Source organism: Solibacillus sp. FSL R7-0682, from assembly GCF_038005985.1.
Lineage (GTDB): Bacteria > Bacillota > Bacilli > Bacillales_A > Planococcaceae > Solibacillus.
Genome location: NZ_JBBOUI010000001.1, coordinates 2883904 through 2901864 on the forward strand (window position 1 = coordinate 2883904; position 17961 = coordinate 2901864).

At 31.1% G+C, this 17961-nt stretch carries 15 protein-coding genes; all 15 read right to left on the reverse strand.

The annotated features are described in order from the left end of the window. Positions 1-7: 7 nt before the first annotated feature. Positions 8-994 carry a 3-oxoacyl-ACP synthase III family protein gene (locus MKZ17_RS14690; protein WP_340724478.1) on the reverse strand — a complete coding sequence of 329 codons (987 nt, stop codon included), beginning with the start codon at positions 992-994 and terminating at the stop codon, positions 8-10. Next, positions 995-2302, reverse strand: coding sequence for a glucose-6-phosphate isomerase (locus MKZ17_RS14695; RefSeq protein WP_340724479.1), 1308 nt, complete (start codon positions 2300-2302; stop codon positions 995-997). Positions 2303-2544: 242 nt separating this feature from the next. Then, positions 2545-4356 (reverse strand): CocE/NonD family hydrolase, encoded by a 1812-nt coding sequence (locus tag MKZ17_RS14700; protein ID WP_340724480.1) that lies wholly within the window; start codon positions 4354-4356, stop codon positions 2545-2547. A 166-nt stretch (positions 4357-4522) separates the two neighbouring features. Next, entirely contained in the window at positions 4523-5515 is a 993-nt protein-coding gene (gene rfbB / locus MKZ17_RS14705) for a dTDP-glucose 4,6-dehydratase (protein ID WP_340724481.1), read from the reverse strand. A 16-nt stretch (positions 5516-5531) separates the two neighbouring features. Next, a complete protein-coding gene (rfbA, locus tag MKZ17_RS14710) occupies positions 5532-6425 on the reverse strand; it encodes a glucose-1-phosphate thymidylyltransferase RfbA (protein WP_340724482.1) in 894 nt (297 codons plus the stop codon). 19 nt (positions 6426-6444) lie between these two features. Continuing rightward, positions 6445-7152, reverse strand: a complete 708-nt coding sequence (locus tag MKZ17_RS14715) for a WbqC family protein (protein ID WP_340724483.1) — start codon at positions 7150-7152, stop codon at positions 6445-6447. Beyond that, on the reverse strand, positions 7153-8289 hold the full coding sequence (locus tag MKZ17_RS14720; protein ID WP_340724484.1) for a DegT/DnrJ/EryC1/StrS family aminotransferase: 1137 nt from the start codon (positions 8287-8289) through the stop codon (positions 7153-7155). It abuts the gene before it with no gap. A gap of 74 nt (positions 8290-8363) precedes the next feature. Continuing rightward, the gene (locus MKZ17_RS14725; RefSeq protein ID WP_340724485.1) at positions 8364-8894 is read right to left on the reverse strand and encodes a GNAT family N-acetyltransferase; all 531 of its coding nucleotides are present in this window, start codon (positions 8892-8894) and stop codon (positions 8364-8366) included. 138 nt (positions 8895-9032) lie between these two features. Further along, on the reverse strand, positions 9033-10505 hold the full coding sequence (locus MKZ17_RS14730) for a lipopolysaccharide biosynthesis protein (protein WP_340724486.1): 1473 nt from the start codon (positions 10503-10505) through the stop codon (positions 9033-9035). Positions 10506-10564: 59 nt separating this feature from the next. After that, complete coding sequence (locus MKZ17_RS14735) at positions 10565-11599, reverse strand: glycosyltransferase (RefSeq protein ID WP_340724487.1); 1035 nt, start codon at positions 11597-11599, stop codon at positions 10565-10567. A 23-nt stretch (positions 11600-11622) separates the two neighbouring features. Then, on the reverse strand, positions 11623-12786 hold the full coding sequence (locus tag MKZ17_RS14740; RefSeq protein WP_340724488.1) for a glycosyltransferase family 4 protein: 1164 nt from the start codon (positions 12784-12786) through the stop codon (positions 11623-11625). Next, positions 12783-14078: a glycosyltransferase family 4 protein gene (locus MKZ17_RS14745; protein WP_340724489.1), complete on the reverse strand. Its 1296-nt coding sequence runs from the start codon at positions 14076-14078 to the stop codon at positions 12783-12785. Before MKZ17_RS14745 ends, MKZ17_RS14740 begins: the two co-directional genes overlap by 4 nt. After that, positions 14056-15312, reverse strand: coding sequence for a hypothetical protein (locus tag MKZ17_RS14750; protein ID WP_340724490.1), 1257 nt, complete (start codon positions 15310-15312; stop codon positions 14056-14058). The genes MKZ17_RS14745 and MKZ17_RS14750 overlap by 23 nt, the downstream gene beginning before the upstream one ends. 319 nt (positions 15313-15631) lie before the next feature. Next, positions 15632-16828 (reverse strand): glycosyltransferase, encoded by a 1197-nt coding sequence (locus MKZ17_RS14755; RefSeq protein WP_340724491.1) that lies wholly within the window; start codon positions 16826-16828, stop codon positions 15632-15634. A 58-nt stretch (positions 16829-16886) separates the two neighbouring features. Continuing rightward, positions 16887-17957, reverse strand: a complete 1071-nt coding sequence (locus MKZ17_RS14760; RefSeq protein ID WP_340725565.1) for a glycosyltransferase — start codon at positions 17955-17957, stop codon at positions 16887-16889. Positions 17958-17961: the final 4 nt, after the last annotated feature.

The window sequence follows — 17961 nt, forward strand, 5'->3', positions numbered from 1 at the left end:
TCTATAGTTAATAACGTATTTTTATTGAGCAAACGCCCCAAGATAACCCTACTCCGAATCCAACTAATAAAACCTTGTCCCCGTTTTTAATATGCCCAAGTTCTATTTCTCTTTTTAAAGCTATTGGAATTGTTGAAGATACCGTATTTCCACAATCGTGCAATTGAATAGAGAATTTTTCCTTATCAATATCCATCCTTCTTCTCAGAGCATCTAACATATATTTGTTCGCTTGGTGAAAAATAAAGTAATCATAATCATTCAATGTTGTATTTTCTTTAGTTAACAAATCATTTATCGCTTTAGGTACTTCTCTCATAGCAAAATTAAATACTTCTGATCCATTCATATAAAGACTACTTCGTGTTCGAATGTTGCCTTTTTCATCTTCAAATTCCAGTAAAGCTTCAGAATCTACCGGCTCTCTAGATCCTCCTGCAAATATAATTAACTCTTTTGCCCCACTACCATCTGTCCCAAATATAAAAGGGCCAAGATTATTTCTATCAGTAGATTCAGTTATTAGAGTTGCGGCCGCTGCATCACCAAATAGTAAGCTCGTGCTGAAATCATTTTCATGAATAAATTTACTGTAAGTATCCGCTGTTAAGAGTAAAACATTCTTTGCTTGCCCACTTTCAATTAACCCTTTAGCAAGTGACAGGCCATAAACAAATCCCGAACAGCCTAAATTAAAATCGAGTGCACCACAACTAGTAGGGAGTTTTAATTTTTCCTGAATGATACATGCCGTTGTTGGCAAAATATAATCCGGAGCTTGCGTACAAAATAATAAAAAGTCGATTTCACTCTTTTTACAAACACCCTTTGCAAATAATTTTTCAGCAGCTTGTAATGCCAAGTCAGAAGCTGTTTCATTTTTCTCTGCTATATATTTAGATGAAATCCCAACTTTTTTTGTTAATTTATTGTTTGGGTCATTAAAAATTTGATTTGTTGGAAAATGATATTCTATCGCCATTATTGTTGTCATTTACATCCCCATCCCATATTGCTTCTTAACATTTTCCACTTGCAACAATTGAAGCATTTTCTTTTTATAGGCTTCAACACCTGGTTGATCAAATGGATTAACTTGTAAAAGGGAAGCACTCATCGCACATGCTTTCATAAAAAAATAAATTAGGTACCCTAAATGATAGGCATCTAGCCGCTCTAATTCGAGTTGAATAATCGGAACTCCTCCTTCCGCATGCGCCATAGCCGTACCTTGTTTGGAAATGGCATTGATTTCGTTAAAGCTATAATTTGCTATATAGTTCAGTTGGTCATCGTTGCGCTCATCAAACGGCACTTGATAATCAAAAGGAATCTCTTTAAAGTGAAGTAATGTTTCAAAAACTATCGGGCTACCATCTTGTATGAACTGACCTATTGCATGTAAGTCGGTCGAGTAACTAACCGACGCTGGAAACAAACCCCTTTTCCCTTTCCCTTCACTTTCTCCAAATAATTGCTTCCACCATTCATGGAGTTTTGCAAGACCTGGTTCAAAAGAGGCTAAAAGTTCAATTTGATAACCATTTTTATAGAGTTCTTGTCGAATCACTGCATAACGATACGCTTCGTTTTGTTCGAGTTTTTCATTCTTTAAAACCGTCGCTGCTTTTTTAGCTCCTGCTAATAACTTATCAATATCAACACCAGCAACTGCAATTGGTAACAGTCCTGCTGGGGTTAATACGGAATAGCGACCACCAATATTTGATGGAATTACGAATTGTGTATAGCCAGATTTTTCTGCAACATGTTTTAATAGACCCTTTTCAGCATCAGTTGTCACTATAATCCGATCGTGTGCTTCATTCCCGTAACGATTTTCCATATATTGTCGTAATACACGGAATGCTAACGCCGGTTCCATCGTTGTACCAGATTTAGATATAACATTTACAAATACTTCTTTATGTTCAAGACTATTAAGTAGCTGTCTGATATAAGCACCACTCATATTTTGACCTACATAGACAACTTCAATCCCATTCGCACAATCACCAAAATACGGTGTTAATGCGTCTTGAATCGCTTTTGCACCTAAAAATGACCCACCTACTCCGATAACTACTAATACATCTGCAAGCATTTTAATTTTATATGCGGTTTGTTGAATCGAGTTCACCAACTCTACATTATTTTCTAGTGGAGAATTTAGCCACCCTGTCATTTCACTATTAGATTTTTCAAGATGATGATGAATCGCTGCTACCGATTTAGTATAATCACTCCACTCAATTTGAATTAAGGATTCATTTAATATACCCGTTTGGAGTAATTGAATCATCAAGGTTGTCCTCATTTCATAAGTTTAATAATTTCACCTTTTAAAATTTCCAGGCTGATCAATTTAGATAATAGTTTTATATATTTTTTGCACTTCTATTATATGATTTAATATGGTTAAAAATTACTAACAAATAATCAAAAGACTGAATTCTATTTTATAGAATTCAGTCTTTGTCACTATGCGTTCAGAAACCCTCAACTAAAAAATAAATCGTAGTGGGGGATATCATAATAATATTATTATTTATTTTTTATAACTGGAAGCACGATATGTGATAGTTGTTCCGGGCCTATATGAACTGTATTTATCGCAGTCACAAAATCTTCCTCTGAATCTACACCGAGCGGATTTCCAGTATTCGGGTTTCGGTCGAATCGCGGGAAATTGCTACTTGCTACAGCAACTCGAATTCTATGTCCCTCATTAAATATATGACTTATTTCATGTAAATTGATTTCTATCTCATATATTTCGCCATCCTCCATAAATACTTCTCTATCTAGCCCTTCACGAAATCGCATTCGTAATGCCCCTTCATTTAATAAATGAGAAGTACCATCAGGTGAAACATCCGTTATTTTCACAGTGAAATCAGTATCAACGGCATTTGATGAAACATATAAGTTGGCTGTAACTGTGCCTCCTATTTCTAGTTGTTCTGTTAACGGATCTGACGTATAGGTTAATGAATGTTCTTCGGCTGGTCGTTGATCTAATGGTCCTAATCCCAATTCGCCAAATAAATTTCTCCCTCCAATTGTAATAATTGGGCTTTTAGGGTCGTAGTTAAATTGATTTTTCGCTTCTAAAAGTGGCGGTTTATTCGACAATAGCGAATCATTTATCGATGTTGCACTGTTACTTTTTTCGCTATTAAAATACCATTTTTCTTCTACACCTTCAACTGGCCAAACTTGCGTTGTTCTCCATTCATTCGCTCCAATTGTATAATACTGAATAGGATCTTCCTCCATGACACCTGTATCGATATCTTTTAGCCAGTAATCAAACCAACGTTCCATCTCAGTTATTAAATAAATTTCATCTCCTTCAAAAAAGGAACTATCTCCATCAATACCGTGTTGTCCGAAATCTTGATGTGTCCAAGGACCCATAAGAAGTTTCTGATTCCCTTTTGCTCCCTTTCCTCCCTTCTCCTGAAGACCTAGATAGCTTTTCATCGTTCCTTCTAAAAAAGTGTCATACCAACCTCCAAGATGATAGATTGGGATTTTAATATTTGAGAAGTTAGAAGGAATATCATAATAATCATAGTAATCATCCTGTATATAATGTTCAAAAACTGAAGTAAACAATGAATTGTCACTTAAATATGGAAAGCTATTAAGCGGTGTATGCTTAAATAAATCCGGAAACTGCTGATTAGCATCCAATATTTTAGAATATGTTTCTTTGTCTATTTTTCCTTGCTGTAGCATTTTTATTGAATAAGTAGAGTTGATAAAATACATCCACCTAGTAGCAACTTCATGTCTATAAATTCCACCTTCCGCGATAACTTCCTCATAAAATTGCGATGGTGCCATTTGAACAAAAGCAGCCTTTAATCCAGGAGGGTTCGTAGTAGCTACTAAATTAGCTGTCATACCAACAGCAGATTTTCCAAAAACGCCTACCTTTCCATTGCTCCATGTTTGTTCGTTTAGCCAAATGACCGTTTGATAGCCATCTGATGCATCATCCTTAAACAATCGCCATTCCCCTTCAGAACCATATAAACCTCTTATATCCTGAATAACAACTACATATCCTTTTTCAGCCATTCTAATTCCAAGTTCTCGATAATCGCCCTCTTCTGTGCTACCAAATGCCCCACTACTATATGTAGTTCTAGCTAACAATACGGGATAACGTTTATTATCATTTGGGCGATATATACGAGTAGCCAGTTTTACTCCGTCATTCATTTCAATATATACGTCTTCAATAACAGTATCTATTGCACTTTGTCCTTCTTCCTCTGAACACGCACATAGAATTATTGATATAAATATAATTATTGATATAAATATTTTATGATTAAATACCATAATGGCCCCCCACTAAATTTGCTATATTTCATTCCTAACTGGGAACAATGGTTAATAAATTTGTCGTCATAAGACAGGCACCTCCTATAGTCAATGCGTTCGGAGATGCCTGGTATATTATATGTGTTATTTGATCGCGGTCTTATTTAAGATCGTAATCTTTTTTTCATAACATGTGTAGATTCCTACTATTAATTTGTTCGATCCACACTTTGTTATCAACATACCATTTAATCGTTTGGTCTATGCCTATTTCGAATGCAAATTTTGGCTTCCATCCTAATTGCTCTAATTTAGATGGATCAATTGCATAACGTTTATCATGTCCTAAACGATCCTCGACAAATTCAATTAAGTCTTCTGATTTTCCCAATGCTTGAATAATAGTTTTCACTACTTGTAAATTCGTGCGTTCGTTATGTCCACCAATATTATATACCTCACCATCGCCGCCTTCGTGTAACACTAAATCAATAGCCGCGCAATGATCAAACACATGTAACCAATCCCTGATATTTTGTCCATCTCCATAAACCGGTATTTTCTCATTATTTAAAACTCTACTAATTGTTAAAGGAATTAACTTTTCAGGAAAATGAAAAGGTCCATAGTTATTTGAACAACGCGTAATATTCATAGGCAATCCATAAGTATGGTGATAAGCTTGGACCAAAAAATCTGAAGATGCTTTACTTGCGCTATATGGACTATTTGGTTTTAATGGTGTATCTTCAGTAAAAAAGGTTGTATGGTCAAAATCTAATTCTCCATATACTTCATCTGTAGATACATGTATAAATTTTGTAACCCCTACTTTTCTCGCAGCTTCTAGTAACACTTGTGTACCTAACACATTAGTTTGAACAAAAATATTGGGTTCTATAATAGAACGGTCCACATGACTTTCTGCAGCAAAATGGACGACATAATCAAATTGTTCGTTTTCGAATAACTGCATGATTTCTGGATAATCTGTTATATCTGCCTTTATAAAATGATAATTTTCCTTAGTTTCTATTGCAGAATGCTTTGTTAAATCACCTGCATATGTTAATGCATCTAAATTAAAAACTTTATAGTCAGGGTATTTTTCAAATAAATAATGAATAAAATTCCCTCCGATAAATCCAGCCCCACCAGTTACTAATAGCTTCTTCATTTAACTTAGCCACCTTTTAGGATACAGTTTCAAATGATACGTCGACAATTTGTGCAAGATCCATTAAATATTTTCCATAATCTGTTTTCATAAGTGGTTCAGCGAGTTTTATTAGCTCCTTTTTTGTTATGTAGCCCTTTCGATACGCAATTTCCTCAAGACTTGCAATATACAAACCTTGACGTTTTTGAATTGCCTCAACAAAATTTGATGCTTCTAATAGAGATTCATGTGTACCTGTATCTAACCAAGCTAATCCACGCCCCGCTAGCTTAACAATCAGTTCATCTTGTTGCATGTATTTCTCTAATATAGAGGTGATTTCTAATTCTCCTCGTGCAGATGGTTTTACACTATTAGCAAACTGTACAACTTGATTATCAAAGAAATATAAACCTGGAATAGCATAAGAAGATTTCGGTTTTTCAGGCTTTTCTTCTATTGAAATAGCGTTGTGTTCTTCATCTACCTCCACTACACCATAAGCGCGAGGATCATTTACATAACAACCCATAATAATACTGCCGCTCGTTAAAGAAGCCGCCTCTTTTAATAAAACGGATAAATTTGACCCATAAAAAATATTATCTCCTAAAACTAACGCAACAGAGGAGTCACCAATAAAGTTCTCTCCAATAATAAAGGCTTCGGCAAGACCATTGGGTTTTTCTTGAACCGCATATTCGAAGTTCATGCCTAGCTTACTTCCATCCTCTAATAGCTCCTTAAAACCTTCAATATCACGCGGAGTTGAAATTATTAATACTTCTCTTATTCCCGCCAACATCAATACAGATAATGGATAATATATCATCGGTTTGTCATAAATCGGTAGCATTTGTTTTGAAATTGATTTAGTTAATGGATACAGTCTAGTTCCCGAACCCCCTGCAAGAAGAATACCTTTCATATATAAACCCCTTTTTGTGCTATTTAATTAACTCATGAATATCTAACATTTCTCTTATCTCTTCTGGTTGGTTAAACATCATCATATCGATAATAGATAAACCGGGTACAAAAACATCATGAAATTGTTTATATGGTTTTATATCAGTTTTAATAAATTGAATATCTAAACCATTTGCTCGATATTTTTGTGGATCATAAAATTCCTTTCCACCGATGGCATTAATATAAGAAGTTGCATTTAAAGCTTTAGACACTTCAATTCCCCATTCATCTGCTGCATTCATTTCGTTTAGCATTGGAAATTGCTCTGATAAAACCGTTATATTTGTATTAATCTTAAGTAGATTACATACTTTTTTTAATAGACTAGTATTCAATTCACTTATATAAGGTTTACTAAGTTCTAAACTATCATTCAAAAAATCCATAACAAAATCATAGTTTGGTGCTTTACGGTAATAATTCAGCTGATGAATTATCGTTTCCTTCCAATTACTAGAACTATCAATAACAATATCCTTAATTTTTGTTTCCCTAGAAGCTTTTTGTACGGGAACATTAATATAAACGGTTTCTTTTTGCGGATTTAATACTCGATTTCGGTTTATCCAGCCTCTACGAATATACTGAGCATTATCAAAAATAATAAATTCATCTACCGCATGAATTAGTTGAAAATAGCCTATATAGGGAAAGAAGTACGGTTGCATTAAGGCTACTTTCATCTACATATCTCCTTTGGAAACCGTTAATTTTAAACTATTGAGTTTTGTTTTTATAATGGTACAAATTCTATCTACAGTATGTAACTGTAAATCGGCATAAAGTGGAAGTGTTAAGATTCTTTCTGCGATATGTTGTGCGATTGGAGTGTGATCAGTGGTAAATTTGGGATGGTAACATTTTAATTGATTGGTTAATGGATAAAAATATTTTCTTGTATAGATGTTATGTTTCATTAATTCATGTTGAATCTCATCTCTCGATATTTTTAAGCTATTAAATAACACTGGAAAGTAAGAATAATTACTAACGACACCTTTCGGGATGTATGGCAATTTAATGCCATCAACTTCACTCAGATTGTCAATATATCTTTCATAAAGCAATTTTCTTTTTTCAATTTCTTGATTTACATTTTTTAGATTACATAAGCCCATTGCTGCTTGAAATTCATTCATTTTTGCATTGCCACCAATGTAATCTACGGTTTCGGGTCCTGTAATACCAAAGTTTTTATATGCATCTATCACCTTTTTTAAGCTTGAATCTTTGAACGTGATAGCCCCACCTTCAATTGTGTTAAAAACTTTTGTAGCATGAAAACTGAACATCGAAGCATGACCAAAGTTAGCAATACTTTCTCCATTAACAGTGGCACCAAAAGCATGGGCAGCATCATAAATCACTTTCAAATTATATTTTTCTGCTATCCGCTCAACCCCTTCAATATTACAAATATTCCCATATACGTGAACAGGCATAATAGCAGATGTTTTTTCTGTTATGAGGCTCTCTAAATTATCTGTTTGCATTGTATAATCATTAGGATTAATATCTGCAAAAACGGGTGTTAATCCTTTTCTTACAATGGCATGAGTAGTAGAAGCAAATGTAAAGGGTGTTGTAATAACCTCTCCATTAAGTTGGAAAACTTCTAAAATATTCTCCAATGCTAGATGACCATTTGCATATAGTGCAACATTTGGAGTATCCAAATAATTAGCTAATTCTATCTCTAACTGATTGTGCTTAACCCCTTGATTAGTTAGCCATTTGCTTTCCCATAAATCTTTTATTTCCTCTATATATTCATCTAAAGTTGGCATTGAGGAACGAGTTACTTGTATTGAACTATCCATTTGATCACCTTTTATTTAGATTTTCTTTATGAATGAATTGATTAGGATTATAAAAAGGAAAATTTAAATATAAACTATTTTCTATTATCGTATTCTGATTTTAGGAGCGTATATATACTAACATTATGATAACTATTTTGTTTATACACGAAATCTCTTATTACCCCATCCTTCGTAAAACCAAATTTTTCAGAAAGTCGATTTGATGCTTTGTTATTTTCCTTTACAAATGCATAAATCATGTTCATACCTAATTCACCGAATAAATGATCAATAAATAAGTGGCATGCTTCTGTGCCAAATCCACCGTTGATGTGTTCGCTAGAAATAAGCATCCCACCCCATTCAGCTTTTCTGTTAATATAGTCAATATTATTTGCACTAGTATAGCCAACTGGTTCGTTACTATTTTTACAGCAAATCACCAAATATAGCTGATGATAATTATTAAATATTTTATCTTCTACCCATTTTTTATCATATTCTGAAGAAACATAGTATTTATTCCCTGTAGTTGTCTGAAAAAGTATATCATCATTTCTAATTGAGTTTAAAAAGCTTAAATCGCTATACTCAAAAGCTCTTAAATATATTTTATTCTCCATATTATTCTCCTTATCTATTTAATGTATTTGTATAGCTGAATGCTCGAAGTGCATGATTATCATTACTTTAATGACTGTTTTACTCATCTATTTACTCAATCTATTCTTTTAAATCTTTAAATCCCATCATAAATTTTCTCATTTATTCCGCCTACTAATTACAACTAATTTTGTTTTTCTTCTTTTTCTTAACATCTCATTAGCAGTCGACGCCAAGTAATTAAAACTTTCAAGTTGAAATAGCTTTGCGAGGCTTATATAAGTAATTATTCCCACTAATATTTGAATAACGACAGTATACAATGGAGTTAAATCGAGCCAATAAATTGTATAAACTACTGCTCCCATTATTAATGATATAAATAAAGGTGGAGCTATATCTCTTATCTGCGCACCAATACTATAATTTAATAATTGCACATTAGGATATGCGTTAAACAAAGCAGCTAAAATTCCACTAAATAATACGCCTAGAGCCATTACATAAATACCAAATTGTATAGTAATTATTAAAATAACGAGGTGTACTGTAGTTTTTAGAATTTCCAATTTCAAAAAAATATCACTACGCCCCAGCGCGTTAATAGCTTGTAAATTCGCAGTATGAATTGGCCATAATGCGTAGATTGCACAAAATATTTGTAAAAACGGGACAGTTGGGAGCCATTTCTCTGTTAATAATAACTGAATTAATGGTTCTGCTATAACAGCTAACCCAACCATCATTGGAAAAATAATGAATGAGCTCGTTTTAATAGTTCTTCTTACTATTTCTTTCATTCTAGGTCTATTATCTTGTTGTTTTGATAAAGTAGGTAGCATAACCGATTGTATAGATCCATTAATATTACTAACAATCATATTAGGAAATTGATTACCTTTACTATAAAAACTTAAAATTGCCGGATTAAATAATTTTCCCACTAATAAGTTTAGTAGATTTGTAGAAACAACATCAATTAAGCCTGAGACTAGTAATTTCCAACCAAATGAAAATAAGGTCTTTATTCTTTTAAATGAAAATAATAGTTTTGGTCTCCATTTTACTGTAAAGAATAATACAATCATTAACATCAATTGATAAGTTAAATGTTGCCACACAAGAGCCCAAATACCAAAATAATTATAAGCTAGAATAATACCGACAATTCCGGATATTAATACCGCCCCTAAACTACTAACGAATAATTTTTTAAACTGCATATTCCGTACAATTATAGTATTTTGTATTGAAACAAATACACCTAAAAAAAGGGTAATAGATAAAAGTCTTAAAACTTCCGATAACTCAAGATCATCAAAAAAGGCAGCAATAAAAGGTGCAGTAAAAAACAATATGACATATAAAAAACTAGCAATACTTAAATTTAAATAAAACACAGAAGAGAAATCCACTTCATCTACATCTTTTTTTTGAACTAATGCTATATTAAAACCACTTTGAACTATAACTCCGGCAATAGAAATAAATATAAATACTAATATATATTTGCCATATTCCTCTGGTAATAGTAGACGGGCTAATATAATTGATACTAAAAATTGAATAGCTTGAGCACCAGATTGTTCCATGAATTTCCATAAAAGAGAGGAAAGGACTTTTGATTTCATTACAACATTACTCAAATTATCTTCTACCCTTCATTCAATCTAAATTTTATTATTATTTATCATTTATTTTTTTCAGATAAAAGATTTTGTGAAACACTTTTTATATCAACTAATTTTTTGTAAGTTTTAGGGGCGTATAGTGATAGGTATATTTTTAATCGTTCTTTCGTATTGAATTGATTATAAAAGCTTTTATATCTTTTACTTTTAAGTTCTTTTATTTTGCCTTCTACTCTTAACATATTTACTTCCAACACTTTTTTCGCCTCATCTAGTTGATTAGCATATTTATAATGGGAAAATTCATTAAATCCATCTAATATTTCAATATGACCCTTTAGCCTATGAATTAATTGATTAGGATTTTGATTTTCAATGTTAGCTCTTTCTGTAGAAGAACCTTCTACATTTGTTCTATAAATAGACATTACTTCATCAAAAAAATAAGCGTATCCATAACTTGCTAATACTAATCTGGTCGGAGCGTCACCTACTATTGCTTTTGTAATCCAATCTGGGGGATTTTTAGAAATTTCTGTAACCAAATTTCTTGGGAATATCAAAGAAGCGGTCGGTATAAAATCTAATAACGCTAGTTCACCAGCATTGTATTTTGCATTTTTTTGATAATAATATTTTTCATTAAACGGTGCCCATGGGATATGCTTTTTTACTATTTTATTGCCGTTTGCAACATCAATAACCTCTGCATTATGAAAGCATAAACTGCAATTTTTGTTTTTTTCTAAGTAGTCTACTTGTTTTTGTAATTTATAAGGATCTATCCAATAATCATCTCCCTCACATACAGCAATATACTTACCACGCGCTCTAGGTAATTGATATTTAATCGTAACATTTATGCCTTTACTATGTTGGTTTTCCTTTTGGTATATTGGTTTAATAATATTTGGGTAGAGTTGTTCATATTTTTTTATTATTTCAGATGTGCCATCCGTTGAGGAATCATCATGTATAAGAATTTCAAATTTAAAATTTGTTTTTTGCATTAAAAAACTTTCTATTGCATCAGCAATATATTTCTCATGGTTGTAAGTAATACAATCTATACTTACCATTATGTCATTTTGCATTTTATACTCCCCTTAAAAATGTATTAATACTTATACTTATGAGAAATTAACTCAGCTTCGCTACAAGGTCCATTAGTAAATTCAACCTTATCTTCTGTTAACAATGCGTTAATTAATCTATCTAATCTATCCGTAGCACATTCTGCATTCCACATTTCTTTTAGTGTTTTATATGCCTCTACACCTAATTCATTACACCATTCTGGATTCTCTATTAAATCCTTTACACAATTATATAAATTCTTTATATCGCCATTTTTATAAATAAGACCATTTTTTCTATTTCTAATTAAAAAAGGAACTGAGCCGATTGCATGACTTGCAACTACCGCGCAGCCGCTGTTCATTGCCTCGTTTAGTACAGCACCCCAGCCTTCATTAAAATCACTAGTAAAGATGAAGATATTCGATTCCTCCATATACCCCCTAACTTCTTCAGGTGTCATAGTACCTAACATATTTATATTTCCATCCAAATCATATTGTCTTATTAAGTTTTTTAAGATGTACTCCTTTTCGCCTGAGCCAATGATATTCATTTGAAACGAATAACCACTACTTTTAAGCATTCGTGCTACCCTAATCGCATCTTCTGGCTGCTTTAAACTTAATAATCTCCCTACCCATAGTATTTTTGGAACAGTATGTTGTTTTTTTTCCATTAATTCATCTACTTTATATTCCAAAACTTCAGGGAAATATCCCCATTTAAATGTCTTTTTTCTGTACGCACCTACTAATCGAAAATCAGCTGCTGTATATGCACTAGCACAAAGCATATACAAATTTCTTTTCCTATATCTCGTATGATTTTTAACTAAAGATATAAAAACTCTTGGATTAATTATTCTATATCTACCTCTTTTAAAGATCCTTTCTGAATATCGAAAAGTTAATTTATTTTGCTTTATCCTATCTTTTATAAATTCGTCTGGTGCAGAGCCAATAATAACAACATCACTCTCTACCCCTAACTTTAAAGCTTTCTCATATTTTTTTTGATTTTGATAAGTAGTTAAAACAAAAGAATACTTATCATTCATATCTTCATAACCTAGTTTTAATCGTTCTTCTGGAATCATTTCAGTTGCTACAAATGTAAAATCTTTGCCCAGTCTTTTATACATTTCTATACAAAAAGGTAATTGATGGTGATTTAAGAAATTAGAATAAAAAGTTATTTTCATATGAAAACCTCTTCATTTACTTCTTGTTGAACACCTAAAATCTCATGATAAATACTAATTAATCGTTCAATATTTTTTTCACGATTATGTGTATCCAAAGCCCTTTTTCTTGAATTTTCAGTCATTCGTTTCACTATTTCTTCATCCTCGAATATTTTACTAATAAAATAAGCTAACATGTAAGGTGCATCTGCTTGATATAAAAAACCTTCCTGATTATGTGTTAACATATCAGAAACTCCCCCTACATTTGATGCAACACAAGGAAGTCCTAAGATCATGGCCTCGCCTAATGAATTTGGACTGTTTTCTATTGATGAGGGACAAACAAATACATTCGAGTTTAAATATCTTTCACATATTTGCTGTTCATTTAATAACCCTGTAAAAAATACATTATTTTCAATTTTAAGTTTTTTGATTAACTCCGTAATATATTTTGCATATGACGTTTTTTTGAACTCCTCCTTTAGATTTTTAGATGAAGTTATATCTGGTCCTGCAATATATAGCTTTGTTGCTGGATATTTTTCCAATAATAATGGTAATGACTCAAGGACATAATGTAATCCTTTAATTGGATAAGAGCCTTGACTTAAAAATATAGAGTACCTTTCACAATGTTCTAAAGACCACTCATTTAAATAAAAAGCTTCTCTTAAATTTTCATTACAGCTGTAATAATTGGCATTAGGATTTATATGCCATACACATGCTTTATCCCAAGTAGTCCGACCAATGACATGTTGTGTATTTTGAATTGCCTCAATTTCCAATTTCCCTTTTCTTTCAAGTTCTTGTCTTTGTTGAAGTATATTGTTTTGTTTTAGAAAATCCCTTAATGTGAATCTTCTTTGAATATTTATTGGTAAATTAGCTGTATAATGTTTTGCAATAATAGAAACTAGACCCTGGATGTTTATTACCGTATTTATACCCAACTCCTTACAAACATTTACCATAGCTAGTGAGTGTACATACTCTGTTCCGTATATGTGAACTAAATCTGGTTGTACTTTTTTTAAGATTGTTTTTAAATAACGATTACTTTTAATTAAATCCTTGTCTTTTAACCTTACATGAGGAAAGGCATAAAATGTAATCTCATCTCCATTAAATTCTTTTATGTCATTTAAATCCGTTTCAGCAAAAGCAATTGAAAGCTTAATTTTTTCATTTTCAGATAGTTTTTTAGATGTATCAATTAACCATCCACCAAACGGAGAAGGGGTCTTATTCATTAATTTGGAGACTTCAGGGAGAGCTAAATTAATGAGCCATAGTATTTGCATAGTTCCTCTCCTTTACTGGTGTATTACGAGGTTTATTTAAATCTAAGGTTTTTTTAGTCATGCCATTAAATAAAATAAACATTAGAAACATAAACGGTACTGCTTCCAAAATTGGCTCGACCATAAAGGTTAAGAAAAAGCCTAAGTAATTACTTACAAAAAATATTTTTTTTTCTATACTGATTTGTGAAATAATTAGAATCCCTAATAAATTTTTTACAGATATTAAAGTATAGAGCAACAAGAAAAAGAATGGGATTAACCCTGTAGCATTTAAAACATCTAGCCATAAATTATGTGCATAAGTAAAACTCATTTTATAACCGCCCAATGGAAAATCAAACATCTGGTGAATTGCAGTTTGGTAAATTAAAAATCGGGAATCTTCGAAAAGAGCACTAGATTCTGTTCTCTTATACAATGTAGAATTTAAAATAAACTCCTTAATACCGAGAACATTATTTGTATAAACTAGAAACCCAATTAGGAGCAATATTGACACCAAGAAGACCCCGTTTACTAATGAATTTAATTTTATTTTTTTTAAAAATAAAAAAATAAAAAAATTCACTAAAAAACTTATTATTAAGATTAATAACATCGTTCTATTTCCTAAGATTACGGATGAAAGAAGCGAAAAAATAATACCTGAAATTAATATAATACTTAAAAAAAATGATCGCTGCTTCTTCAAAAAAATACTATAAAACAGCATACTTGAAATTAAGGAGAAATACGTTCCTTGCATAGTTGCTGCAATATTTATACCCGTCCATATGTCAGGTACTACTCTTGCTCCTCCAATAGAAATAAAACCATAAACCTGAAAATACTTAATCATGTTAAACAGTCCATGTATAAATAAACCTAATATAATCGCTAACATAGTTCTTTCAAATACTTTATCATTTTCACTAATTATAAAATATCCTATTGAAAAACATGCAATGGGGCCAATTAAGAATAATAAGATTGTAGACATTCCCACAGGTTGATAATTTGTAAGAATTATAAAATAAAAAATTGAGAATAAAAAAATAGGAAGTAAATCTAAAGTTATTTTAAATTTAGAATTTTTCAGCAAAATTACTATAAAACCAATTATTATTAGTAAAATCATTAAGTATGGGGCTTTGTTATTAAAATTTAATGCAAATAAAAATACAATGCTATACCATAACCATCCTACATTTATTTTTATATCAGCCTTTTTATCCAAAGAATAGTAGTTCATACTTACCCTCAACTTTCTATGTTTTCAAGTACGTTTATAAGTTAAAATACTACTAGCCTCTTAATTTACCCGGACTAATCATATGCTTTTCTGATTAAAGGAACTTATTCTTTTTAATCATTTATGCTAGAAATTTGTATAATATGATAAATTATATATTCTACTTTTGGGCAGCTATGAGTCTTCGATAAAAACTTTCATAATGTTGAAATAAATTTTAATTCAACGTGATTGTCTTCAACATTCACATCAAATATGTAATTGATAACTTTTTCACGAATCACTCGAACCTAAAAAAACCGCTCCAACTTAATAGATATTATTTAATTATCATTTTTAAAATCTTCTGCGCTTGTACAACATTATTCTTGTTATTCATAACAAATTGACGAGCTGCTTCCCCAAACTCTTTTCTTTCTTCCTCTTTTTTTTCTAACACCTCAATAATTTTTGATCTAATATCTTTAACTTGTGTCCCTTCAAAATAATAAATATACTTATCATACTCACTTGGAATTCCCTCTAATTTGTGCATTAGTACTGGTTTTCCACTAACTAAATACCCCATTGTTTTCGATGGAAAAGAATATTTCGTATACTCTCCCTCATTCGTCCTTGGATTAATTAATAGAGTTGCTTGTTGTTCTAATTTCTTCACTTCATCTTTAACTAAAAATCCAAAGTATTTAATCCTCTTATCTATTTTTGATAACTTTAAAATTTCTCCCTCAGCTTCACCCGATCCACAAATCCATAATTCATATTTATTATTATTAATCTGCCTAAAAGCATCTAAAAGACTTTTTATACCAAATTTGTAGTGTAATGTTCCAGCATATAAAATTATTTTCCTATCTTTTAAATCACTTAATAAATTTATGCTATTAAGATTTTTATACTGTGTATCTACTATTCCTTCTATTACACAGTAAGGTCTATTTCCGATATTAAGTGGGATTTTCATCTGCTCTGTTAGTAAAACAAAATGGTCAATTCTCGCTAGATATTTATAAACGAAATAATTATTAATCTTTCTGAGGATTTTTCTAATCCCTCCTACTTTCTCTAAATCATAAAACTCAGGTAGATCAGTTACTATTAAAGTTATTTGAATTTTTCTATCCAATTTATAAACAGCCTTAAGAAATGGTAAATACATAGAATAAATAATTACATTACTACAATTTCCATTATTCATTATTCTAAAATTCAACTCATTTTTTATTTTCTTATATCTTGAAAGTTGCTTTAAAAAAGGAAGGTTAACTGAACCTACTTCTAAATTATCTCTGCATTCTTTCCATACCCATCTATTACTTTTCAATAATAATTTTTTGTAATTTTTAGGATATGTTCCAACTGGTAATACATTAATAATATTAATTGGTGTCATTTGATTTAAGCCATTTAATAAGCTCCATTGAAATGTATTAGCAGCATTTTGTAATCCATTATTACTTAATTTATTTATTAGCTCTTCTTCTTCTTTTCTAAATAAACACCCTAAAAATATCATAATAATTCTCCTTCAAGTAATCCCCCGGTTATCGCTTTTACAACTTATCAAAATCCTATTATAATTGATCAGTTAAAGCATATTCTTTCAAATTTTCTTTACTTTCTTGTTTTAAAATTGAAGCCTCTCTATAACTTATTTCACCATCAAATATTTGCTTCATTAGTCTTGCCAACGCTATACTATTAAAAGCGTCAAAGAAGTATGCATTTGGGTAAACATCTAAAACTTCATGGGAAAAAGGTGTATCTGCTGTTAATATCATCCCTTTGTGCAATTTACTTTCTAACAACGGTAACCCAAAGGTTTCAATATAAGATGGAAATAAAAGGATTGATTTTGTATAAAAATCAAAAACTTGAGCTCGACTAATACTTCCAATAAAGTATATTGGCAATTGCATTTCTTGTACTATTTTATATAAATCAGCAATATGTGTATTTTCATTTCCTTTTAGTGTAAAAAAAACCTTATATCCATTAATTTCTTTTTTTTTCAACTCCCTACATGCTTCTACAATAATACGATGATTTTTATAATAACTAGCGCCTGCAGGATAGAAAAAGGTAGAAAGATTTTTTTCACTTTCTGAAAAAAATTTTTCTATTTCAATATTAATTTTTGGGGGAACTACCTTTATTTTTTCTTCATTAACCATGGTTTTTTCAAGACAAGCCGCTTTCATCCATTCAGTTTGTACAATGACTTTTTGAGCACTTTTTATAGAATGAATTATTTTCTTTCCAATAATATTTTGATAAATCCAAAATAGTTTATTTTCTGTAAACGAAAATTTATATTCAACAAACGGTAAAGATTGATGTACATAAAGAATCTGTTCACAATTCAGATGTGGGATTGTTACATTTTGAAGAGAAAATACTTTGTCTACTTTGTGTTTTTTCACCAATTTAGGTGCAACAAATTGATCGAAAAAATATCGGTGTGCCCAGCTTTTCTTAATCCAAGGAAATCGTAATACTTTTATATTTTCAGTTTCATTTAATGTAGGTTTACTAATTACAAAAATCCAATTACTATTTTTATCATTGATATTAGACACTTCATTATAAAAATCATTTAAAACAGATAATGCCCCCCCATCTTCTGCTGGAACATCAAATACCATTATG